The sequence below is a fragment of the Cellulomonas sp. KU4C genome, assembly GCF_056868065.1.
Genome location: NZ_CP200322.1, coordinates 3,043,294 through 3,062,829, shown reverse-complemented (window position 1 = coordinate 3,062,829; position 19,536 = coordinate 3,043,294). Strand labels below are relative to the sequence as shown.

Here is a 19,536-nt window from a genome sequence, read left to right as displayed (position 1 = left end):
GGCGGGGGACGGGCACTACACGAGTGTCGGCGCCGGACGGGCGTCCGGCACCCCGAGGGGCCCCGCGCCCCGGGAGAAGGAGAGTCCGATGACCGAGCAGACGAGCACCACCACCCGCGCCGACCTGGCCACGACCGAGCGCAGCCGCGGCGGCCAGTCCAGCCCGCTGCAGACCGAGCACGGCTCGACCAGCATCGCCGACGGCGTCGTCTCGAAGATCGCCGGCATCGCCGCCAGCAGCGTGGTCGGCGTGCACGCCCTCGGCGGCGGTGCGGCCCGGGCGATGGGCGCGCTGCGCGAGCGCATCCCGGGCGCCTCGACCAGCCGGTCCCAGGGCGTGACCGTCGAGGTCGGCGAGCGGGAGACCGCCATCGACCTGGAGCTGGTCGCGGAGTACGGCGTCTCCGTGGTCGACCTGGCCGAGGGCGTGCGCCGCAACGTGATCCAGTCGGTCGAGCGGATGACCGGGCTGCGGGTCACCGAGGTGAACATCGCGGTCAACGACGTGCACCTGCCCGAGGAGGAGCCTGCCGAGCCCGCCGAGTCCCCGCGCGTCCAGTGACCGCCGGCCCGGTCGACCCCCGCCTGCCCGACGCGCGGGAGCCCGACCCGGCGGAGGTCCTCGCCGCGGTCGTGCAGGCCGTGCCCGGGGTGGTCCGCCTGGACGGCGGGCCGCTCGGCGAGATCGGCACGTACCTGCCCGGTCGCCGGGTCCCCGGGATCCGCCGCACCGCCGACGGCACCGACGTGCACCTGGTCGTCGACCAGACCGCCGACCTGCGGGCCGTCGCCGAGCGGGTCCACCGCGAGGTCGCCGGGATCGTCCCGGGCCCCGTGCACGTGTACATCGACGACGTGGCACCGGCCGCGTCGCCCGCACCACCCGAGGAGCTGTGATGTCGTCCACCACGTCCGGAGTCGTCGTCGGCCTGCTGCTGGCGCTCGCCGCCATCGCCGGGGGGTTCACCGGCTTCCTGCTCGCCCTGGTGCTCGGCGCCGTGGGCGGCCTCGTCGCCGCCCAGCTGAGCGGCACCCTGGACCTCGGGGCCCTCGTGGGCGGTCGGCGCCGTGGCTGACGTCGTCGCCCCGGAGCGCGCGAGCTCGGAGCCACGCTCCACCGGGGACCGTGGGTCGCTGGAGGTCGCCGACCGCGTCGTGGAGAAGGTCGCCGGCCAGGCCGCGCGGTCGGTCCCCGGCGTCGCGACGACCTCCGGCGGGATCGGCCCGCTGGGCCGGGGCTACCCGCGGGCGACCGCGACCGGCAGCGGGCTGCGCACCACCCTCGTCGTGGAGATCGCGCTCGCCTGGCCCGCGCCGGCCGCGCGCACGGCGGCGGCGGTCCGGGACGAGGTCACCCGCTCGGTCGAGCGCTACGCCGGTGTCCGGGCGGACGCCGTCGACGTGGTCGTCGCGAGCGTGGACGACACCGCCCCTGTGCGGAGGCGGGTCCGATGAGCCACGTCGACGACCGGGCGACGGACGGCGTCGAGGCGCTGCCGCCCCGCACCCGCACCGCGACGGCGTGGATCGGCCTGGTGCTCGCCGTGCTGCTCGTCGCCCTCGGGCTGGTGCTGGCGCACGACGCGCTGGTGCGCCTCGACGTGCTGGGCGGACGCGACTGGATCACCAGCGCCGCCGACGCGGCCGGGACCGTGACCCCCGGGCCCGGCGTCGCCGTGGTCGGCGGGCTGGTCGCGCTGCTCGGGCTGCTGCTGCTGGTCGGGGCGCTGCGCCCCCGCCGGCGCCGGGGCGTGCCGGTCAGCGACGGCAACGGCCAGTACCTGCTGCCCGTCGACGTCGCCCGCCTGGCGTCCGCGGCCGCCCGCCGGGTCGACGGCGTGCTCGACGCGAGCACCACCGCGACGGCCGGCACCGTCACGGTGACCGCCCGCACCACCGGCTCCGGCACCACCGCCGCCGCCGTGCAGGACGCGGTCCAGGACGCCCTGGCCGTGCTCGAGCGCACCCCGCGGGTGCGGGTCCGTGCCCGCGCCGGTGACGACAGGGAGAGCTGATGAGACCCGCACTGCGCAGGACCAACCGCACCGTCGCGCTGCTGCTCGGGGTGCTGCTGCTCGTGGTCGGCCTCGCGCTGGTCGCGTGGTGGTCGGGCGCGCTGTCCGACCTGTGGTCGGGTGCCCCGGCGTCGCTCGACCCCGGTCGCGCCGAGGAAGTCACCACCGCTGCGTGGTGGCCGGCCGCCGCAGCCGTCGCCGGCGTCGTGCTCGTGGTCGTCGGGGTGGCGTGGCTGCTCGCGCACCTGCGCTCGACGCGCGTCACCCGGGTCGCGCTGCCCGGGTCGGACGCCACCGGACGCCTGGTGCTCGACCTGCCGGGCGTCGCCAGCCACTTCGCCGACCTCGCGGGCCGGGAGAACGGGGTGACCGCCGCGCGCGCGTCGTTCGTGACCGAGCGGGGGCGGACCGTCCTGAGCAGCACGATCACCGTGGACGCGCAGGCCGACCTGCGCGCGGTCAGCCAGGCGGTCGCCGCCCTGACGGCGCAGGCCCGCGACGTGACCGGCGTGCCGCGGTTCGCCGCGCGCACCCACCTGCGGGTGAGCCGCCGACGGCACGCGCTGGACCGGGTGCGCTGACCGGGTGCGTGGACCGGGTGCGCCGACCGGTGCGCCGGGCGCTCAGCGGGGCCGGTCGTCGATGACGTCCTGCGGCCGGTCCGGCACCCCGTCGTCGTTCATGTCCGCGTCGCGCGCCTGCCGGGCGTCCCGCCGCAGGAGCACCGCCGCGGCGACGGCGGAGACGGTCGTGCCGACCAGGACGGCGACCTTCGCCCCGTCCGCGAGCGCCGGGTCGTCGAACGAGAAGCTCCGCGATGAGCAGCGACACCGTGAACCCGATGCCCGCGAGCATCCCCACGGGGAGCAGGTCCCGCAGCCCCACCCCCTCGGGCAGCCGCAGGGTGCGGGTGCGGGTCGCGAGCGCCACGGTGCCGAGCACGCCGGTGACCTTCCCGGCGACCAGCCCCAGGACGACGGCGGGCACGACGGCCTGCCCGAGCACGCCGCCGTCGCCGCCGACCACCGTGACGCCCGCGGAGAAGAACGCGAACAGGGGCAGGGCCAGCACCGACGACCACGGCCGGACCGCGGCCTCGTACCGGTGCGCGCGGTCGTCGCCCTCGCCGGCGAGCGGGCGCGCGGGGACGACCAGGCCGAGCAGGACGCCGGCGATCGTCGCGTGCACCCCCGAGTGCAGCATCAGCACCCAGGCGGCGAGGGCCGGCAGCGCGAGCAGCGCCGGGTGCGCGACGCGTGAGCGCGCGAGGACGCCGAAGAGCGCGACCGCGCCCGCCGCGAGCGCGAGCCACCCGAACGAGACGGTGTCGGTGTAGAAGACCGCGATCACGACGATCGCGAGGAGGTCGTCGACCACCGCGAGGGTGAGCAGGAACGTGCGGATCGCCACCGGCAGGCCGCGTCCGAAGATCGCGAGCACGGCCAGGGCGAACGCGATGTCGGTGGCGGTCGGGATCGCCCAGCCGTGCCGCGCGGCCGGGTCGCCCGCCGCCAGCACGACGGCGGTGTAGAGCACCGCCGGGACGACCATCCCGCCGACCGCGGCGAGGACCGGGACGGCGGCGCGGCGCGGGTCGTGCAGGCTGCCGACGACCATCTCGCGCTTGAGCTCCAGCCCCACGGTGAAGAAGAACACCGCCAGCAGGCCGTCGGCCGCCCAGTGGGCGAGGTCGAGGTCCAGGCCCCAGGCGGCCGGGCCGACCACGGTGTCGGACAGCGTCGCGTACGCCGCGCGCCAGGGGGAGTTCGCCCAGACGAGGGCGACCAGCGCGGCGACGATCAGCAGCGCGCCGCCGGTCGTCTCGCGGGTCGCCCAGCGGCGCAGGGGGGAGGCGGTGGGGATGGGGGTGGGGGTGGGGTTCGGCATCGTGTCCCTCGGGTCGCGGCTGGCCCCGCCGGCGGGGTCGCCGAGCGGGACGCCGACCAGACTTCCCGGCACACCGAGGGTCGACTCTACGCGAGCACCGTGCCCCGCGCCGGTGTGGGCGCGGGGCACGGCCGGGGTGTCCGTCAGGCGGCCCGGCGCAGCGGCACCGTCGGGAAGTCCACGGGGACCTCGAGGGCGACGTTCACGTAGTTGGTGAACAGGTTGAGGGCGACGTGCGCGACGACCTCGACGACCTGCTCGTCCGACCAGCCCGCGTCCCGGACGGCCTGGACGTCGGCGGCGGACACGTGCCCACGCTCCTCGACCAGGCGCAGCGCGAAGGTCAGGACCGCGGCGGTGCGGGGGTCGTCCGACGCCCCGTCCTGCGCGGCGGCCATCGCCTCGCGCGGGACGCCGGCCTTGCGGCCGAGCGCGGTGTGCGCGGCGAGGCAGTACTCGCACGCGTTGCGGTTCGCCACGGCGACCGCGATCTGCTCGCCGACGGCGGCACCGAGCGTGCCGGTGCCGAGGGCGCCGAACTGGGCCCACATGCTCTGCAGGGCGGCGGGGGAGCCGGCGACCGCGCGGAACATGCTGGGCACGCCCCCGAACGCGGCGCGGACCTGGTCGAGCTGCTCCTTGACGGGGCCGGTGGTGGTGGCGGGGTCGACGAGCGGGACGCGGGACATGGTGGTGCTCCTTCGGTCGGAGGTGCCGCCGGACGGGTCCCGTCCTGCGGTGTGCCTCCAGCCTGGCGCGGATCGGTGGACGAAAAGACGCGCAGCGTCTTCCATATGCGTCTGATCGTCCGCGATACTGGGTGGGTGGCTCCCGTCGACCGGCTCTCCTCCCTGCTCGAGCAGCTCCGCGTCCGCACGGAGGTGTTCCACACGGGCCCGCTGTGCGGCGTCACGACCTTCGCCGCCCGGCCCGGGCGCGGGTTCCTGCACGTGCTCCGGCGCGGCGCGATGGAGATCGAGCACGTCGGCGCTGGCGGACGGATCGAGCGCAGGGTCGTCGACACCCCCAGCCTGCTGCTCTACCCCCGGCCGCTGGAGCACGCGTTCCACAACGCCCCGACCGACGACTCCGACTTCGCCTGCGCGACCCTCGACTTCGCCGGCGGCGAGACCCACCCGCTGGTGCGCACGCTCCCGCCCGTGCTGGTGCTGCCGCTCGACGCGGTCCGCAGCCTCGGGCCCGCCCTCGACCTGCTGTTCGCCGAGGTCGACGACGTGCGCTGCGGGCGGCGGCTCGTCGCGGACCGGTTGTTCGAGGTCGTGCTGATCGAGCTGTTCCGCTGGGTGCTGGACCACACCGACGACCTCGCGCTGCCGGCCGGCCTGCTCACCGGGCTCGCCGACCCGCGTCTCGCCCCGGCGCTGGTCGCCGTGCACGAGCAGCCGGGCCGCGCCTGGACGCTCGCGTCGATGGCCCACGAGGCGAGCATGTCCCGCAGCGCGTTCGCCGCCCGGTTCAAGGAGACGGTCGGCCAGCCGCCCGCCGAGTACCTGACCCGGTGGCGGCTGACCGTCGCGCAGGACCGGCTCCGCGCCGGCGCCTCGGTGTCCCGCACGGCGACCGAGCTCGGCTACGCGACGTCCGCCGCGTTCTCGCGGGCGTTCACGCAGCGGCTCGGCGCGTCGCCGCGCGCGTGGCTGGCGGCGACGGGGGCCTAGGGGCCGGAGAGGAACCCGAACGGCGCCGTCGCCACGATCCCCGCGGCGTGGCGAGCGAGCTCCTCGTCGACGGTGACGAGCACGTCGGCCTGCAGCTGCGCGACCGCGAGGTACTCCGCGGGCCCGGTGTCGTCCCAGCCGAGCCGGGTGGCGATCTGCCAGGCGGTCGCCCGTGACACCCGGTCGCCGAGCAGCCGCACCGGCGTCGTGGTGACCCGGTCCAGCAGGGCTCGTGCGGCGGCGTCGGCGAGCGTGCCCGCGCGCACCTCGGCGTAGAGCAGCGCCATCGCCTCCGACCGCAGCCGGTGCGGGGCGACGAGGCGGTGGGTGCCGTCGACGACCATCTCCTCGCGGGCGAGGCGGACGGCGGTGCGGGCGTCGATCGCGACACGGACCATGCCCCGATCATCCGCGCCCGCGCCCGCGCCCGCCTCCGCGCCCGCCCCCGCTCCCGCCCGCGCGCGGCGCGGCGTCGAGCGGTCACGACACGCTGGGGTCCGGGTGCTCGGACCAGCGTGTCGTGACCACTCGTCGGGTGCTGGGTGACGGGGACGGGTGACGGGGCCGGGTGCCGGGGGCGCGGGGGAGCGGGCGGGTCGGGCATAGTGGGGCGGCGGCTGCCGGGGCCGCCGCCGACCGGGAGGTGCCGTGCTCGAGATCCGTCCGGGCTGCGAGTGCTGCGACCGTGACCTGCCGCCCGACGCGGACGACGCGTACATCTGCACCTTCGAGTGCACCTGGTGCGCGGACTGCGTGGCGACCTTCCCGGGACGCGCGTGCCCGAACTGCGGGGGCGGCCTGGAGCGCCGGCCCGTCCGTCCCGCGCACCTGCTCGCGGCGAATCCGCCGAGCACCGTGCGCGTGCTCGCGGCGGGCTGCGGCGACCGCCCGGCGTAGCCGCGGGGTCGGTCGTCACCGGGGAACCGGCGGGCCGAACGGGTGACGCTCCCCACGGGACCCATCCGCCGGGTGGTCGGCGACGAACCCGGCGCAGGACGGATCACCCGTCACCCCCGACGACCGGAGTCCACCATGCGCGTCCTGACGCCCGCCGCACTCCCTGCCACCCTCCCCGACGCACGGACCGCCGCACCGGCCGACGCACGCGCCGACGCCGCCCTGGCCGGCGAGCCGCTGTCCGTCCGTGAGCGCGTCGTGCTGTCCGAGCTGACGGAGGACGTCACGCTCGAGCAGATCGCCCGACGGCTGTTCGTGTCCCGCAACACCGTGAAGACCCAGGTGCGGTCGATCTACCGCAAGATCGGTGCGACGACCCGCGCCGAGGCCGTCGCCTGGGCCCACGCCGCCGGCGTCAGCTGACCCGGGTCCCTGGACGCACCGGCCCTGTCGCGGGCGGGAGCGGCGGGTCTACGGTCGGCGCATGGTCATCTTCCTGATCCGTGTCGCGATCTTCCTCGGGTCCGCCGCGCTGGGGCTGTGGGTGACGTCGCTGGTGCTCGACGGGTTCCACCTGAGCCCGGGCGGGTTCGTCACCGCGGTGGTCGTGTTCACGGTCGCCCAGGCGATCCTCACGCCGTTCATCGCGATGACCGCGCGGAAGTACGCGAGCGCGTTCCTCGGCGGGATCGGGCTGGTGTCGACGTTTGTGGCGCTGCTGCTGGCGCAGACGATCTCGGACGGGCTGCGGGTCACCGGTGGAGCCGCGACGTGGATCGCGGCGGTGGTGCTCGTCTGGCTGGTCACCGCCGTGGCGACGTGGCTGCTGCCGTACGTCTTCCTGCGCAAGCGGCTCCAGGCGCGCGCGGCCGGGGGTTCCGCACCGCGGCCGGCGCCCGAGGGCTAGTCGGAAGCGGCCAGCTGCGCCACGGCCCGGTCGAGCCGGCGCTGCCGGGTCTGCGGCGTCGCCGCCGTCATCAACGGGTGCAGCACGGAGTACCGGTCCTGGCGGCTCAGCGCGTCGAACCGCGCGCGGGCGCCGGGCACCGCGTCGAGCGCGAGCAGCAGGTCCTCCGGCGCCTCGGCCGCCGCGGAGCCGGCGTAGGCGCGGTCCCAGCGGCCGTCGGCCCGGGCCCGGTCGACCTCGGCGTGGCCGCGCGGCCGGAACCGGCCCTCGGCGGTGAGCCGCGCGACGTGCTCGATGTTGCGCTGCGACCACAGCGACCGGGCCCGGCGCGGGCTGAACCGCTGCAGGAACGTCGCGGCGTCGCCTGCGCGCTTCTGGCCGTCGATCCAGCCGCTGCACAGGGCCTCGTCGAGGGCCTGCGCGTAGGTGAGCGACGTGGGGTCGACGACGCCCTTCTTGGCGAGGACCAGCCACACCCCGGCGGTCTCGTCCTCGTGCGCGTCGAGCCAGGCCCGCCAGGCGGCGGCGTCGGCGACCAGCAGCGTCGGGGTGTCGTCGGGCATGTCGCGGATCGTACGACCCGCCGCCGACACGCGTCAGTCCTCGATCGCCTCCACGCCGGCCCGGTCGAGCTCGGCGAGGTGGTCGCGCATCGCCTGCAGGACCTCCGGCGGGTGACCGGTCCAGTCCTCGACCTCGCCGACGACCCGCAGCGGTGCGCGGGTGCGGTACGACCGCGTCGGGTTGCCGGGGAACTTCTGGTCGGTGAGGTTCGGGTCGTCCTCGAACGGGCCGGTCGGTTCGACCCGGTAGATCCGGCCCGGTGCGTCCCCGGCCGCCAGCTCGGCGCCCCAGGTCGCGGCGTCGAGCGTGGCGGTCAGGTACAGGTAGCGCGCGACCCGGTGGCTGCCGAAGTTCGACCGGAAGCCGGGTTCCAGGAGGTCGCCGGGTGCGAGGTCCGCGCGCGTGCCGTGGAAGAACGGGCCGGGGTCCGGGGAGGTGGCGTCCACCGACCCAGCGTGCACCCGGTGCGGGCGCGCTGTCACCGGCGTTCGCGGCGGTACAGCGACCGCGCCCACGCGTACCCGAGCGCGCCGATCACCACCGTCCAGCCCAGGGCCTGCGCGGTGCGCGCCGCGTCGAGCGGCGTGCCCGCGAGCAGGCTGCGGGTCGTCTCGATGATCGGGGTGAACGGCTGGTACTCGGCGAACCAGCGCACCGCCGTGGGCATCGTGTCCACCGGGACGAACCCGCTGCCGAGGAACGGCAGGGACGTGAGCAGCATCGGCGTGTTCGACGCGGTCTCGACCGACGGGGCGGCGAGGCCCATCGCCACGCACAACCAGGCGGTGGCGAAGGTGACGAGCGCGAGCAGCCCCAGCAGGGCGAGCCAGCCCAGCGGCCCGGCACCCGGTCGGTGGCCGAGCGCCACCGCGAGCCCGAGCACCACGGCGACCGCGAGCACCCCCTGCACCACCGTGCCCAGCACCGGCCCGCCGAGGACCGACCCGGGGGAGATGGCCATCGTCCGGAACCGCGCCATGATGCCGCTCGTGGCGTCCATCGCGGCGGTGATCGCGACGCTCTGCGCCGCACCGACGACGGCGAACAGGAGGATCGCCGGGGTGATGTAGTCGAGGTACGCGGCCCGGCCGTCCGCACCGGGGGCGACGCCGGGTGCGACCCCGGCGCCGAACGCGCCGCCGAACACGTAGACGAACAGCAGGAGCAGCGCGATCGGGATGCCGACGGTGAACCCGGTCAGGCCGGGGTAGCGGACGGCCCGCAGCAGGTTGCGGCGGAACATGGCGAGCGTGTCCGCGACGGGGCGGGGACCGACCGCGACGGGCGCGGGGGCGAGCGTGACGGCGGCCATCAGGCCACCTCCTCCGAGGACGGGTCGGCGGCGGCCGACGGCGCGGTGAGGCGCAGGAACACGTCGTCGAGCGTGCCGGCGTCGTGCGTGGACTTGAGCTCGGCCGGGGTGCCCTCGGCGACGACCCGGCCGCCGTCGAGCACCGCGACCCGGTCGGCGAGGTGGTCGGCCTCGTCGAGGTACTGGGTGGTGAGCAGGATCGTCGTGCCGGCGGCGATCAGGGCGCGGACCTCGTCCCAGAGCGTCCGGCGGCTGCGCGGGTCGAGCCCGGTGGTCGGCTCGTCGAGGAACACGACCGCGGGGGAGCCGACCAGGGTCATCGCGAGGTCGAGCTTGCGCCGCATCCCGCCCGACCAGGTGGACACCGGCTTGCGCGCGGCGTCGGTGAGGTCGAACCGGGCGAGCAGCGCGTCGGTGCGCTCCCGCCCGGCGGCGCGGCCGAGGTGGTGCAGCTGCGTCATGAGCCGCAGGTTCTCGACGCCGGTGAGCAGGTCGTCGACCGCCGACAGCTGACCGGTGACGCCGATCGCGGCGCGCACCGCCTGCGGGTCGGTGACGACGTCGTGCCCGGCGACGCGGGCGGTGCCGCCGTCCGGTCGCAGGAGCGTCGACAGGATGCCGACCGTGGTGGTCTTGCCGGCGCCGTTCGGGCCGAGCAGGGCGGTGACGGTGCCGGCGCGGACGGCGAGGTCGACGCCGTCGAGCACGAGCTGGTCGCCGTAGGACTTGCGCAGGCCGCGGACGTCCACGGCGAGGTCGTCGGACATGGGGGTCCTCCTCGGGGAGCGGGTGGGGTGGTGCGGGTGCGGTCAGGGCCGGCGGACGAGGACGTCGCCGTAGCCGGTGCCGGCCGTGATCTCGGCGGTGTCCTCGTCGACGACGGGGCCCTCCACCGGGCGGAGCTCGTCGCGCACGGACCCGTGGTCCGAGGCGACGTCGAGCCAGGCGGCGGTGCCCTCGGGCACGCCGACCTCGATGGAGCCGTAGGACGTCGTCAGCGTGACCGTGCCCGATTCGACGCGGTCGACGCGGATGCCGCCGGACGCCGCCTTGGCGGTCAGGGTCCCGCGCACGCGACCGACCGCGACGTCGGCGTGGGCGCCGGCCACGTGCAGGGCGCCGGTGACGGCCTCGACGGTCGTGGTCCCGTTGGCCGCGCGGACCGTGGCCTGCCCGGCGACCTCCCCGATCCGGACCGACCCCGCGCCGGCCCGGACCGTCGTCGCGCCGGTGGTCCGGCCGACCGTCACCGAGCCGGCCGAGGCCTTCAGGTCCAGCCGGTCGGCCTCGCCGACGCGGGCGTTGCCGGCGTTGACCGACATCCTGACCGTGCCGAGCGTGCCCTCCGCGTAGAGGGTCCCGGCGGTGCCGGACAGGTCTGACCCGGTGGGCAGCTCGACGGTGACGGCCGGGGTCCCGGTGCCGAACGGGAGGTACTGCTTCCACCGCGGGCCGGTGACGGTGACGGTGTCCCCGACGCGGTCGACGCGGACCTCCTCGGCGGCGCGCACGTCGCGCTGCTTGGCGGGGTCGAGCGGCAGCACGGTGACGACGACGTCGTCCCGGTCCCCGGCGACGACGTGCAGCGTGCCGACGAGCAGGTCGACGGCGACCGCGACCGGGGTGGGTGCGGGGTACGTGGGCATGACGGCTCCAGGCGGGTGGTGTCGGTGTGGTGTCAGGTGGCGGTGGAGCGGGCGGAGCGGGTGTCAGCGCACCCAGCCGGTGAGCCGGGTGCCGCGCTGCTCGGGACGGGCCTGCAGGGCGGGCCGGTCGACGGGCTCGAGCGCGGCGGCGACCGCCCGGACGAGCCAGGAGTTGACGGAGAGGCCCTCGCGCGCGGCGGCGACCTCGACCTGGGCCTTGAGGTGGTCGGGCAGGCGCAGGGTGGTGCGGGTGGTGGCGCCCTCGTCGGCGTCGACCGGTGCGGGTGCGGGTGCGGCCGTGGGTGCGGGTGCGGCGGGTGCCGGTGCGGCTGCGTGCGACCCCGCGTCGGAGCGCGCGTCCACCACGAACTCCGGCTCCCCGCCGCGCAGCCGCACGTCGACGGAGCCGGGGGCGAGGTCGGCGGTGATCTCACCGGCGGCCGCGGACAGGGCCTCGAGCAGGACGAGCCGGACCGCCGCGTCGAGCGGTGCGGTGAGGCGCTGGGCGAGGTCCCGGGCGTCGCCGCCCGCGGCGTCGGCCGCGGTGAGCAGCCGGTCCTGGAGGTCGTCGACGTAGCGCGTGAGGTCCATGACGTCAGCATGACACCACCGGTGGTGTCATGCAAGAGCCGAGTGGTGTCAGGTTGCCCGCGCGCGTCGGGCTACTGCTGGTCCTCGGGTGCTGCGGCGCGGACCCGCAGCCCGGTGAGGTCGGGGGCCGACCAGCCGCCGGCGCCCCGGGCGAGCTCGAGCATGGCGACGACGGTCCGGTCGTCCATCGGCAGCACGCCGCCGATCCGCGGCGTCGCCGGGGCGCCCGGCCGGGCGTGCACCCACGTCACGGGCACGCCGGCCTCGGCGAGCGCGTCCTCGTCGACGACGGCCAGCAGCAGGGGCTCGGTGGTGTCGCCGTAGACGTCGCGCAGCACCGCCGGCAGGCCGTCGCGGGTGGTGGCGTGCACGAAGCCCGTGGTCTCGACGAGCGTGCTGCGGGTCGCGACGTCGTACCCCCCGAACCGCGCGCACGCCTCCCAGTCGTCGCTGAACGCCACGTGCAGCACCCGGTATCCGTCCACGGGGGTCCTCCTTGTCGATAAAGAAACCGCACCGTAGCATTAAGTCCGTGAGCGACCAGGACGAGAACGCCGTGCCGAGGCGCCGGGGACGGCCGCGGGCCGACGAGGTGGCCGCGCGCCGCGAGGCGGTGCTGGACGTCGCCGTCGCGCTGTTCGGGGAGCGTGGCTTCGCGGCCACGACGGTCGAGGCCGTCGCCGCGGCGGCCGGCGTCAGCAAGCGCACCGTCTACACGTGGTTCACCGACAAGACGGGGCTGCTCCTCGCCGCGGTCGACCGGCTGCACGCGCACGAACGGGCGCCCGACCCCGGCGAGGCGGACCTGGAGTCGGTGGCGGCGCGGATCGTGCACACCCTGCACGGGGACGACGCGGTGACCCTGCACCGCCTGGTCACCGCCGAGGCGCCGCAGCTGCCCGGGCTGGCGGCCACGTTCTACGCGCAGGGGCCCGCGGCCTCGATCGCGGCGCTCGGGGAGCTGCTGGCGGGGCGCGTCGACGACCCGGCGCGGTCCGCGCCGGAGCTCTACACGCTGCTGCTCGGTGAGCCGCACCGCCGCCGGCTGCTCGGGCTGGCGTCGGCGCCCACCCCCGACGCCGCGCGGGAGCACGCGCTCCGGGCGGTCCGCGTCGTGCTGGGCGGCTGACGCGGCACGAACGGGCGGTTGCGCCCCGCCGGTGGGTGGCTGAGGATCCGAGAGGGCAGCAGCCCGTGACGCGACGGCCACCAGGAGCCCCGGATGACCCGAGACGAGCAGCCGCGTGACCTGCGGGGATACATCGAGTACCTGCGGGACACCGGCTACACGGTCCGTGACGGCCACACACCCGACCCCGACCTGATCGACCCCGAGGGCAACCCCGTCTACACCTGGCAGGAGGGCTACCCGTACCCCGACCTGCTGGACCGCGACGCCTACGAGCTCGAGAAGTACCGCCTCCAGGTCGAGCTGCTGAAGTTCCAGTACTGGCTGGAGGACAACGACAAGCGGGCGATCATCCTGTTCGAGGGCCGGGACGCCGCCGGCAAGGGCGGCACGATCAAGCGGTTCACCGAGCACCTCAACCCGCGCACCGCCCGGGTCGTCGCGCTGTCCAAGCCGAGCGACCGCGAGCGCGGCCAGTGGTACTTCCAGCGGTACGTGCAGCACCTGCCGACCGCGGGCGAGATCGTCATGTTCGACCGGTCCTGGTACAACCGGGCCGGCGTCGAGCGGGTGATGGGCTTCGCGTCCGACGAGGAGTACCAGACGTTCATGGCGCAGGCCCCGGCGTTCGAGAAGATGCTGGTCGACTCGGGGATCCACGTCACCAAGCTTCTGGTTCTCGGTGTCGCGGACCGAGCAGCGCACCCGGTTCGCGATCCGGCAGCTCGACCCGGTGCGCCGGTGGAAGCTGTCGCCGATGGACCTCGCCTCGCTGGACCGGTGGGACGACTACACCGCGGCGAAGGAGGAGATGTTCCGCCGCACCGACAAGCGGAACGCGCGGTGGACGATCATCCGGTCCAACGACAAGAAGCGCGCGCGGATCAACGCGATGCGGTTCTTCCTCGGCCAGTTCGACTACGACGGCAAGGACGCGTCGGTGGTCGGGCGTCCCGACCCGCTGCTGGTGATCCGCGGCAAGAACGAGCCGGCGGACGAGTGACCGCGCCGCTGCACCACGTCGAGCACGGGCAGGGGCGGCCCGTGGTGGTGCTGCACGGCGCGGGGGTGGACCACCGGGAGCCGGAGGGGTGCTTCGAGGCGGCGCTGCGGGTGTACGGCGGGCTGCGGCGGATCTACCCGGACCTGCCCGGCTGCGGGCTGAGCCCGGCGCCGACGGACCTGCGCAGCGCGGACGGGGTCCTCGACCTCCTGCGGGCGTTCGTCGACGACGTGGCCGGCGGAGCGCCGGTGCTGCTGGTCGGGCACTCGGCGGGCGGGTACTACGCCCACGGGTTCGCGGCCCGGTGGCCCGGCGAGGTCGCCGGGCTGGCGCTGGTCTGCCCGCTGCTGGCGGGGACGCGCGACGTGCCGGAGCACCGGCCCGTGGTCGCGGACCCGGGCCTCGGGGACGCGGGGTTCCGGGACTACCTGGTCGTGCAGACCGCGGAGATGCTCGACCGGTACCGGCGGTTCGTCGCCCCGGGTGCGGCGCTGGCCGACGACGCCGCGGCGGCGCGCGTCGGCGAGCGGTGGGAGCTGTCCGGGACCGACGGGCCGCCGTACGGGGGGCCGGTGCTCGTCGTCGCCGGTCGGCGGGACGCGACCGTCGGGTGGGCGGCCGCGCTCGACCTGCTCGCCGTGCACCCCCGGGCCACGGTGGCGGTCCTGGACCGCGCGGGGCACGCCCTGCCGCACGAGCAGCCCGCCGCCCTGGCCGGGCTGCTGGCGGGGTGGCTGGACGCCGTCGACGCCGGGCGCTGACGGACGCGCGCGGCTAGAGCGGGTCGACGGCCTCGCCGACCGGGGTCGCGGGGTAGGGCCAGGGCGTCGCGGCGGCCTGGTGGGCCTGGGCGTCCCGGTCGGCCCGGCGCCGGATCGGTCCGTGCGCCCACGCGCGTGCGCCGCCCGCGACGACCCCGCCGAGGACGAACCAGACCACCGGCGGGAACTGCACGATCATGACGACGGCTGCCCCCGACACCGCACCGGCCAGCGCGAACCAGCCCGCAGCGCCCGCGCGCGAGGTCACCCCCAGCAGCGGTCGGCTGACGACCAGCCCGACCGGGTAGCCCACCACCAGCGTCACCGCGACGTGCATCAGCCACATGATGCCGACGATCGACGCCGAGCCGGTGGCCCCGTCGAGGAGGTCGTCGGAGCGGTACGAGGCCGCCACGACCACGGCGGCCACGGCGGCCAGCGCGGTCAGCACCGCGAGGCACCGCCAGACCACGGACCAGGCGTCCCGCGCGGCGGCGCGCCACGGGTTCACGGTGGGGGGCACGCGGGTCTCCTCCGGTCGGGCGGCGCCCGGACGCCGCCGGGTGGGCGGTCACGCTAGCAGCGGCGCGCCCCCGCGCGGGCCCTCCGCGGGCATCATGGGGCCGTGGTCACCCGGTTGCTCCTCCTGTCGGACACGCACGTCCCCGCACGGGCCCGCCGCCTGCCCGACGACGTGTGGCGCGCGGTCGACGCCGCGGACGTCGTCGTGCACGCCGGCGACTGGGTGGACCTCGCGACGCTCGACGCCCTGGAGGCGCGCTCCGCCCGGTTGGTGGGGGTGCACGGCAACAACGACGGCCCCGACCTGCGGGCACGGCTGCCCGAGGTCGCCACCGCGCAGGTCGAGGGCCTGCGGCTCGCGGTGGTGCACGAGACCGGCGCCGCCACCGGCCGGGAGCGCCGGGTGGACGCGACGTCCGCCGGCGACCGGCGGCCGGACGTCCTGGTGTTCGGGCACAGCCACATCCCGTGGGACTCCGTCACCCCCGGCGGCATCCGGCTCCTGAACCCCGGCTCCCCGACCGACCGCCGACGCCAGCCCGCGTGCACGCTGATGACGGCCGTCGTCGACGGCGACGTCCTGCGCGACGTCGCCGTCGTCCCGGTCCGCCGGAACTCCTGACGGTGGTCAGGTCAGGCGGTCCGCGCCCTCGGTGAGGTCGGGGCTGCGCTCCGGACGCGGGACGCACAGCTCGAGCGCGCCGGCCCGGACCGTGACGGTCAGCTCGCGGCCGGGGTCGATGACGTCGCCGTCGAGCTTGCCGCCGCTGCTCCTGGGTGCTCACGACCGTGATCCGCGCGGCCCGGAGCACCTCGAGGTGCGGGACCCGCCCGCGCCCGCGCAGGACGCCCCACGACGTCTGGACCCAGTGGCCGAGCGAGCGGGGGGCGAGCACGGCGACGTCCATCTGCCCGTTGTCGGGCTCGGCGTCGACGAGCAGGTGGACGCCGCCCTGCAGCCGGCCCACGTTGCCGACGAGCACGGACCGGGCCCGCCGGGTCAGCGGCGGGCGGTCGTCGAGGCGGATCTCGACCTCCATCCGCCGGTCGAGGACGTGCCGCAGCGCCGAGAAGACGTAGGCGACCGGTCCGAGGCGCGCCTTCAGCGTGGTCGACGCGTCGTCGAGCAGCGCCGCGTCGAACCCCATGCCCGCCATGACCGCGAACGCCTGCCCGTCGACCTCGCCGACGTCGATCCGCCGCCGCCCGCGCTCCGTCGCGATCCGCACCGCCGCGGCCGGGTCCTCGGGGACGCCGAGGTTCGTCGCGAGCAGGTTGCCCGTGCCGGCGGGCAGGACCGCGAGTGCCGCGTCCGTCCCGGCGATGCCCTCGACGCAGGACCGGACGGTGCCGTCGCCCCCGCACGCGAACACGACCTGGGCCCCGTCCGCGACGGCCCGGCGGGTCTGCCCGGCGCCGGGGTCCTCGGGGGTGGTCTCGATCCACTCGGGCGCCGGCCAGCCGGCGGCGGCCAGGGCGGCGTCGACCGCGGCGCGGCGCTCGGGGAGGTCGGCGACGCGTGCGGGGTTGACCACCACGACCGACCGCAGGGGCCCGTCGGGGCCGTCGGGTTCGGGCAGGGCCTGCTCGGTCGACACGGGTCGGGTGGTGCTCATCGGCTCTCCTCGAAGCAGGGCCCCCGCCTCCCCTCTCCCCGCGGTGCTGCTCGCGAGGTCGAGGGCGTCGGCCGAGGTCGTGGGTTTCAACGGTCGATCTCGGCCGGAACCCTCGACCTCGGCTGCTTCCGGCGGGGGAGGGGCGGGGCGCGTGGCGTGACTGTACGCGGGCGGGGGTGGAGCGGCGCGCTGGGCGGTCAGGGTCGGGGCGCTCGACGCACGCGGGTGAGCGCGACCCCGCCGAGCACGAGGAGCAGCGCGCCTGCGGCAGCGCCGACCAGACCGGCGGGGCCGGACGTCGCGAGCGCGGAGCACCCGGAGGCGTCCCGCCTCGGCGTGGCCACAGTGGCGCCCGCCGGGATCGAGGCCGTCATCACCCGGGTCCGCGACGCTCGTCGTCCCGTACACCGTCGCGATCGTCCTGGCCGGCACGACCGCCGTCGGGGCGGGGGTGGTGCGCGCAGTCGCGGTCTGCGCCCACCTGACCCTGCTGGGCTGAGCCGTCCTCAGGCGCGGCGGGCAGCCGCCCGCGCGGTCGGGTCCAGGTGGCCGAGCGCGCGGGCGGCGTCCCGCTCCGCGACGAGCTCCGCCACCGACGCGTCGACCCGCGCTCGCGAGAACGCGTCGAGCTCGAGGCCCGGCACCACCTGCCACACCCCGTCGACGGACGTCACCGGGAACGAGCAGACCAGGCCCTCGGGCACCCCGTAGGAGCCGTCCGACACCAGCCCCGCCGAGGTCCAGTCGCCGTCCGGGACGCCGTGGCGGCGCAGGTGGCTGTGCTGGATCACGGCCGTGGCGGTCGACGCGACCGACGACGCGCCGCGCGCGGCGATGATCGCGCGGCCACGCTGGGCGACGGTGTCGATGAACTCGCCCTCGGCCCACGCGCGGTCGACGACCTCCAGCGCGGGCCGCCCCGCCACCCGGGCGTGCCGCAGGTCCGGGTACTGCGAGGGGGAGTGGTTGCCCCAGACCGCCACCCGCGTGACGTCCCGCGGGCTGACCCCCGCACGGAGCGCCACCTGCGCCACCGCCCGGTTGTGGTCGAGCCGGGTCAGCGCCGTGAACCGCTCGCGCGGCACGTCGGGCGCGTGCGCGGCGGCGATCATCGCGTTCGTGTTCGCGGGGTTGCCGACCACCAGCACCTGGATCCCGGCACCCGCGACGTCGTTGAGCGCCGCCCCCTGCGGTCCGAAGATCCCGGCGTTGGCGCTCAGCAGGTCGGCCCGCTCCATGCCGGCCGTCCGAGGCCGCGCGCCGACGAGGACAGCCACGTCCGCACCGTCGAACGCCACCCGCGGGTCGGCGGTCACCTCGACGTCCAGCAGCAGCGGGGACGCGACGTCCTGCAGCTCGAGCGCCACCCCGGCACCCGACGCCAGCGCGTCCGGGTGCTCCAGCATCCGCACCCGCACCGGCGTGTCCGGGCCGAACATCTCCCCGCTCGCCACCCGGAACAGCAGGGCGTACCCGATCTGGCCGGCGGCGCCGGACCGCGCGAGAGTCACGGGGGGCGGCGTCATCGAGACCTCCTGCGGGGGACCTTGGTCCTGCCCATTGAACCCGACCGCCGCGCCCGTGCCCGCCAGGCCCACCCGCGGGTCTAGCGTGCGCGCATGATCGGGAGCATCGACGAGGTGGTGGTGGACTGCGCCGACCCGGCCGCGCTGGCCGGGTTCTGGGCGCAGGTGCTGGGCGGCGAGCCCGTGGGCCGGGACGACGCCTGGTGGTACGTGGTGCCGCCCGGGTGGACGCAGCTGTCGTTCCAGAAGGTCCCCGAGCCGAAGGCCGGGAAGAACCGCCTGCACCTCGACGTGCGGGTCGACGACATCGCGCGGGCGACGGAGCAGGCCGAGGTGCTCGGCGCGCGCCGGGTCGGGACCGTGCAGATCTCGGGCGGCGGGGCGTTCCAGGTGCTGCTGGACCCCGAGGGGAACGAGTGGTGCCTGGTGCGGCCGTCGGGCTGACGGTGCCGGTGGCGCGCGGGGACCACTCAGTCGGCCGTCGGGGCGATCGGGTGTGCCGAGGCTCGGAGAGGGCGAGGCGGCTGAGTAGGGGACGTTGGTCCTGATCGGGGACGGGGCAGGGCGCCAGCCTGGGGCTTCGCTTGTCGGGTTCACCCGTTCGGCGGACGGGTGACGTCTGCTGGGCGGGTGCGCCGGCCTGTCCTCCGGGGGTCCGATGCCTGCTGTCCGCGTGTCCTCGTCCGCGCGCCCGACCTCGCCCGCGTCGGGTGCGGTGGCGGTGGCCGGGCTGGTGCTGGTGGTGCTCGGGGTGGGTGTCGCCGTGGCGGCGCCGGGCGAGGTCGAGGAGCGGGCAGGGGGTGGTGCGCGGGAGGTCGCGGGGCTGCTGCCGGGTCTGGAGCGGGGGTCGTCGGTCTCGCCCGCTGGTGCCGGCGAGGTGTCGTTCGCGGGGTCGGGGCTGGTGGACCGGCGCGGGTGGGCGGACGTCGACGGTGACGGGGTCGCGGACCGGGTCGAGGAGGCGTTGTGCGGGTCGGGGACGTGTGCGGTGCCGTGGGCGGACGTCGATGGTGACGGGTTGCCGGACGCGGTGGAGGTGCTGGTCTGCGGGGACGCGGGGTGCGCGAACACGGGCGTGGACGTCGGCGGTGACGGGATCCCGGACGCGGTGGGGGTGCTGCTGTGCGGGGCGGGCGGGTGCCCGGGCGGGGTGCTGCGGGGGGACGTCGACGGTGACGGGGTGGAGAACTGGGTCGAGGCGCTGATCGCCGGGAACGCGGTGGACGCGACCGGGTCGGAGGACCTCGACGGTGACGGGGTCGCGGACGCGGCGGCGTTGGTGGCGTGCCTGCGGGTGGCAGGTGGCGCCCTGGCGACGACGGGGGCGGCGGCGGTGTGGTGGCTGCTGGCTGCGGCGTGCGTGCTGGGCGGGTCGGGGTTGGTGCTGCGGGGGTGGCGGGACCTGCGGCGGGGTCGGGTCGCGTCGGGCTCGGGGGTGTCGGCGTGAGCGGCGGCGGCGTGGGCGGTGTGGGCGCCGCGGG

General features: G+C 76.3%; 26 protein-coding genes and 2 pseudogenes. 15 read left to right on the top strand and 13 right to left on the bottom strand.

Translation table 11 applies throughout. The annotated features are described in order from the left end of the window. The first annotated feature begins 88 nt into the window (after positions 1-88). The 5 genes from AC1VL8_RS14530 to AC1VL8_RS14510 are packed head-to-tail and all read left to right on the top strand — an operon-like array spanning position 89 to position 2,015. Positions 89-562, top strand: coding sequence for an Asp23/Gls24 family envelope stress response protein (locus tag AC1VL8_RS14530; RefSeq protein WP_389229109.1), 474 nt, complete (start codon positions 89-91; stop codon positions 560-562). Continuing rightward, positions 559-897, top strand: coding sequence for a hypothetical protein (locus tag AC1VL8_RS14525; RefSeq protein ID WP_483075665.1), 339 nt, complete (start codon positions 559-561; stop codon positions 895-897). The genes AC1VL8_RS14530 and AC1VL8_RS14525 overlap by 4 nt, the downstream gene beginning before the upstream one ends. Continuing rightward, positions 897-1,076 carry a DUF2273 domain-containing protein gene (locus AC1VL8_RS14520; protein WP_483075664.1) on the top strand — a complete coding sequence of 60 codons (180 nt, stop codon included), beginning with the start codon at positions 897-899 and terminating at the stop codon, positions 1,074-1,076. Before AC1VL8_RS14525 ends, AC1VL8_RS14520 begins: the two co-directional genes overlap by 1 nt. Beyond that, positions 1,069-1,455 carry an Asp23/Gls24 family envelope stress response protein gene (locus tag AC1VL8_RS14515; protein ID WP_389229100.1) on the top strand — a complete coding sequence of 129 codons (387 nt, stop codon included), beginning with the start codon at positions 1,069-1,071 and terminating at the stop codon, positions 1,453-1,455. Before AC1VL8_RS14520 ends, AC1VL8_RS14515 begins: the two co-directional genes overlap by 8 nt. Continuing rightward, positions 1,452-2,015 carry a DUF6286 domain-containing protein gene (locus AC1VL8_RS14510; protein WP_483075663.1) on the top strand — a complete coding sequence of 188 codons (564 nt, stop codon included), beginning with the start codon at positions 1,452-1,454 and terminating at the stop codon, positions 2,013-2,015. The genes AC1VL8_RS14515 and AC1VL8_RS14510 overlap by 4 nt, the downstream gene beginning before the upstream one ends. 459 nt (positions 2,016-2,474) lie before the next feature. Here AC1VL8_RS14510 and nhaA read toward each other — a convergent pair whose 3' ends face one another. Continuing rightward, positions 2,475-3,902, bottom strand: a complete 1,428-nt coding sequence (nhaA, locus tag AC1VL8_RS14505) for a Na+/H+ antiporter NhaA (protein WP_483075662.1) — start codon at positions 3,900-3,902, stop codon at positions 2,475-2,477. A 143-nt stretch (positions 3,903-4,045) separates the two neighbouring features. Continuing rightward, positions 4,046-4,591, bottom strand: coding sequence for a carboxymuconolactone decarboxylase family protein (locus AC1VL8_RS14500; protein ID WP_389229088.1), 546 nt, complete (start codon positions 4,589-4,591; stop codon positions 4,046-4,048). Between the two features lie 135 nt (positions 4,592-4,726). On the opposite strand from AC1VL8_RS14500, the gene AC1VL8_RS14495 reads away from it, so the two are divergent. Beyond that, positions 4,727-5,581, top strand: coding sequence for an AraC family transcriptional regulator (locus tag AC1VL8_RS14495; RefSeq protein ID WP_483075661.1), 855 nt, complete (start codon positions 4,727-4,729; stop codon positions 5,579-5,581). Here AC1VL8_RS14495 and AC1VL8_RS14490 read toward each other — a convergent pair. Beyond that, positions 5,578-5,979, bottom strand: coding sequence for a hypothetical protein (locus tag AC1VL8_RS14490; RefSeq protein ID WP_483075660.1), 402 nt, complete (start codon positions 5,977-5,979; stop codon positions 5,578-5,580). The two genes, AC1VL8_RS14495 and AC1VL8_RS14490, sit on opposite strands and share 4 nt — an antisense overlap. Positions 5,980-6,229: 250 nt before the next feature. Between AC1VL8_RS14490 and AC1VL8_RS14485 the strand changes: the two genes are divergently transcribed. The 3 genes from AC1VL8_RS14485 to AC1VL8_RS14475 all read left to right on the top strand — a co-directional run bounded on the left by AC1VL8_RS14485 (position 6,230) and on the right by AC1VL8_RS14475 (position 7,385). Next, complete coding sequence (locus tag AC1VL8_RS14485; RefSeq protein ID WP_483075659.1) at positions 6,230-6,478, top strand: DUF1272 domain-containing protein; 249 nt, start codon at positions 6,230-6,232, stop codon at positions 6,476-6,478. A gap of 135 nt (positions 6,479-6,613) precedes the next feature. Next, positions 6,614-6,901 carry a LuxR C-terminal-related transcriptional regulator gene (locus AC1VL8_RS14480; protein WP_483075658.1) on the top strand — a complete coding sequence of 96 codons (288 nt, stop codon included), beginning with the start codon at positions 6,614-6,616 and terminating at the stop codon, positions 6,899-6,901. A 61-nt stretch (positions 6,902-6,962) separates the two neighbouring features. Continuing rightward, positions 6,963-7,385, top strand: coding sequence for a hypothetical protein (locus tag AC1VL8_RS14475; protein ID WP_483075657.1), 423 nt, complete (start codon positions 6,963-6,965; stop codon positions 7,383-7,385). On the opposite strand, the gene AC1VL8_RS14470 is transcribed toward AC1VL8_RS14475, so the two are convergent. The 7 genes from AC1VL8_RS14470 to AC1VL8_RS14440 all read right to left on the bottom strand — a co-directional run bounded on the left by AC1VL8_RS14470 (position 7,382) and on the right by AC1VL8_RS14440 (position 11,983). Next, positions 7,382-7,948 (bottom strand): YdeI/OmpD-associated family protein, encoded by a 567-nt coding sequence (locus tag AC1VL8_RS14470; protein ID WP_389229064.1) that lies wholly within the window; start codon positions 7,946-7,948, stop codon positions 7,382-7,384. The two genes, AC1VL8_RS14475 and AC1VL8_RS14470, sit on opposite strands and share 4 nt — an antisense overlap. Positions 7,949-7,981: 33 nt before the next feature. After that, the gene (arr, locus tag AC1VL8_RS14465) at positions 7,982-8,410 is read right to left on the bottom strand and encodes an NAD(+)--rifampin ADP-ribosyltransferase (protein ID WP_389230501.1); all 429 of its coding nucleotides are present in this window, start codon (positions 8,408-8,410) and stop codon (positions 7,982-7,984) included. 17 nt (positions 8,411-8,427) lie between these two features. Then, positions 8,428-9,261 carry an ABC transporter permease gene (locus tag AC1VL8_RS14460; RefSeq protein WP_483075656.1) on the bottom strand — a complete coding sequence of 278 codons (834 nt, stop codon included), beginning with the start codon at positions 9,259-9,261 and terminating at the stop codon, positions 8,428-8,430. After that, the gene (locus AC1VL8_RS14455) at positions 9,261-10,028 is read right to left on the bottom strand and encodes an ABC transporter ATP-binding protein (RefSeq protein ID WP_483075655.1); all 768 of its coding nucleotides are present in this window, start codon (positions 10,026-10,028) and stop codon (positions 9,261-9,263) included. The genes AC1VL8_RS14460 and AC1VL8_RS14455 overlap by 1 nt, the downstream gene beginning before the upstream one ends. A gap of 42 nt (positions 10,029-10,070) precedes the next feature. Then, positions 10,071-10,907, bottom strand: coding sequence for a DUF4097 family beta strand repeat-containing protein (locus tag AC1VL8_RS14450; protein WP_483075654.1), 837 nt, complete (start codon positions 10,905-10,907; stop codon positions 10,071-10,073). Between the two features lie 63 nt (positions 10,908-10,970). Beyond that, complete coding sequence (locus AC1VL8_RS14445) at positions 10,971-11,498, bottom strand: histidine kinase (RefSeq protein ID WP_483075653.1); 528 nt, start codon at positions 11,496-11,498, stop codon at positions 10,971-10,973. Positions 11,499-11,569: 71 nt separating this feature from the next. Next, positions 11,570-11,983 (bottom strand): DUF952 domain-containing protein, encoded by a 414-nt coding sequence (locus AC1VL8_RS14440; protein WP_483075652.1) that lies wholly within the window; start codon positions 11,981-11,983, stop codon positions 11,570-11,572. A gap of 47 nt (positions 11,984-12,030) precedes the next feature. Here AC1VL8_RS14440 and AC1VL8_RS14435 point away from each other — a divergent pair, with 47 nt between their 5' ends. The 3 genes and pseudogenes from AC1VL8_RS14435 (at position 12,031) to AC1VL8_RS14425 (ending at position 14,391) form a co-directional block, all read left to right on the top strand. Continuing rightward, positions 12,031-12,627 carry a TetR family transcriptional regulator gene (locus AC1VL8_RS14435; protein WP_483075651.1) on the top strand — a complete coding sequence of 199 codons (597 nt, stop codon included), beginning with the start codon at positions 12,031-12,033 and terminating at the stop codon, positions 12,625-12,627. A gap of 93 nt (positions 12,628-12,720) precedes the next feature. Further along, positions 12,721-13,630 (top strand): annotated as a pseudogene (gene ppk2 / locus AC1VL8_RS14430) (polyphosphate kinase 2). Continuing rightward, positions 13,627-14,391 carry an alpha/beta fold hydrolase gene (locus AC1VL8_RS14425; protein WP_483075650.1) on the top strand — a complete coding sequence of 255 codons (765 nt, stop codon included), beginning with the start codon at positions 13,627-13,629 and terminating at the stop codon, positions 14,389-14,391. Before ppk2 ends, AC1VL8_RS14425 begins: the two are co-directional and overlap by 4 nt. 13 nt (positions 14,392-14,404) lie before the next feature. Here AC1VL8_RS14425 and AC1VL8_RS14420 read toward each other — a convergent pair whose 3' ends face one another. After that, positions 14,405-14,914 (bottom strand): hypothetical protein, encoded by a 510-nt coding sequence (locus AC1VL8_RS14420; RefSeq protein ID WP_483075649.1) that lies wholly within the window; start codon positions 14,912-14,914, stop codon positions 14,405-14,407. Positions 14,915-15,016: 102 nt separating this feature from the next. Between AC1VL8_RS14420 and AC1VL8_RS14415 the strand changes: the two genes are divergently transcribed. Then, the gene (locus AC1VL8_RS14415; RefSeq protein ID WP_483075648.1) at positions 15,017-15,535 is read left to right on the top strand and encodes a metallophosphoesterase family protein; all 519 of its coding nucleotides are present in this window, start codon (positions 15,017-15,019) and stop codon (positions 15,533-15,535) included. A gap of 211 nt (positions 15,536-15,746) precedes the next feature. Here AC1VL8_RS14415 and AC1VL8_RS14410 read toward each other — a convergent pair. After that, a pseudogene (locus tag AC1VL8_RS14410) lies at positions 15,747-16,529 on the bottom strand (diacylglycerol/lipid kinase family protein); the annotation flags it as partial. A 506-nt stretch (positions 16,530-17,035) separates the two neighbouring features. Then, complete coding sequence (locus tag AC1VL8_RS14405) at positions 17,036-18,055, bottom strand: malate dehydrogenase (RefSeq protein ID WP_483075647.1); 1,020 nt, start codon at positions 18,053-18,055, stop codon at positions 17,036-17,038. A gap of 93 nt (positions 18,056-18,148) precedes the next feature. On the opposite strand from AC1VL8_RS14405, the gene AC1VL8_RS14400 reads away from it, so the two are divergent. After that, a complete protein-coding gene (locus AC1VL8_RS14400) occupies positions 18,149-18,499 on the top strand; it encodes a VOC family protein (RefSeq protein WP_483075646.1) in 351 nt (116 codons plus the stop codon). 229 nt (positions 18,500-18,728) lie between these two features. Beyond that, positions 18,729-19,502, top strand: coding sequence for a hypothetical protein (locus AC1VL8_RS14395; protein ID WP_483075645.1), 774 nt, complete (start codon positions 18,729-18,731; stop codon positions 19,500-19,502). Positions 19,503-19,536: the final 34 nt, after the last annotated feature.

Coding starts and splice junctions, on each gene's coding strand:
- AC1VL8_RS14530 (WP_389229109.1), top strand. CDS start 89: ATGACCGAGCAGACGAGCACCACCACCCGCGCCGACCTGGCCACGACC.
- AC1VL8_RS14520 (WP_483075664.1), top strand. CDS start 897: ATGTCGTCCACCACGTCCGGAGTCGTCGTCGGCCTGCTGCTGGCGCTC.
- AC1VL8_RS14510 (WP_483075663.1), top strand. CDS start 1,452: ATGAGCCACGTCGACGACCGGGCGACGGACGGCGTCGAGGCGCTGCCG.
- nhaA (WP_483075662.1), bottom strand. CDS start 3,902: ATGCCGAACCCCACCCCCACCCCCATCCCCACCGCCTCCCCCCTGCGC.
- AC1VL8_RS14500 (WP_389229088.1), bottom strand. CDS start 4,591: ATGTCCCGCGTCCCGCTCGTCGACCCCGCCACCACCACCGGCCCCGTC.
- AC1VL8_RS14490 (WP_483075660.1), bottom strand. CDS start 5,979: ATGGTCCGTGTCGCGATCGACGCCCGCACCGCCGTCCGCCTCGCCCGC.
- AC1VL8_RS14480 (WP_483075658.1), top strand. CDS start 6,614: ATGCGCGTCCTGACGCCCGCCGCACTCCCTGCCACCCTCCCCGACGCA.
- AC1VL8_RS14475 (WP_483075657.1), top strand. CDS start 6,963: ATGGTCATCTTCCTGATCCGTGTCGCGATCTTCCTCGGGTCCGCCGCG.
- AC1VL8_RS14470 (WP_389229064.1), bottom strand. CDS start 7,948: ATGCCCGACGACACCCCGACGCTGCTGGTCGCCGACGCCGCCGCCTGG.
- AC1VL8_RS14460 (WP_483075656.1), bottom strand. CDS start 9,261: ATGGCCGCCGTCACGCTCGCCCCCGCGCCCGTCGCGGTCGGTCCCCGC.
- AC1VL8_RS14455 (WP_483075655.1), bottom strand. CDS start 10,028: ATGTCCGACGACCTCGCCGTGGACGTCCGCGGCCTGCGCAAGTCCTAC.
- AC1VL8_RS14450 (WP_483075654.1), bottom strand. CDS start 10,907: ATGCCCACGTACCCCGCACCCACCCCGGTCGCGGTCGCCGTCGACCTG.
- AC1VL8_RS14445 (WP_483075653.1), bottom strand. CDS start 11,498: ATGGACCTCACGCGCTACGTCGACGACCTCCAGGACCGGCTGCTCACC.
- AC1VL8_RS14405 (WP_483075647.1), bottom strand. CDS start 18,055: ATGACGCCGCCCCCCGTGACTCTCGCGCGGTCCGGCGCCGCCGGCCAG.
- AC1VL8_RS14400 (WP_483075646.1), top strand. CDS start 18,149: ATGATCGGGAGCATCGACGAGGTGGTGGTGGACTGCGCCGACCCGGCC.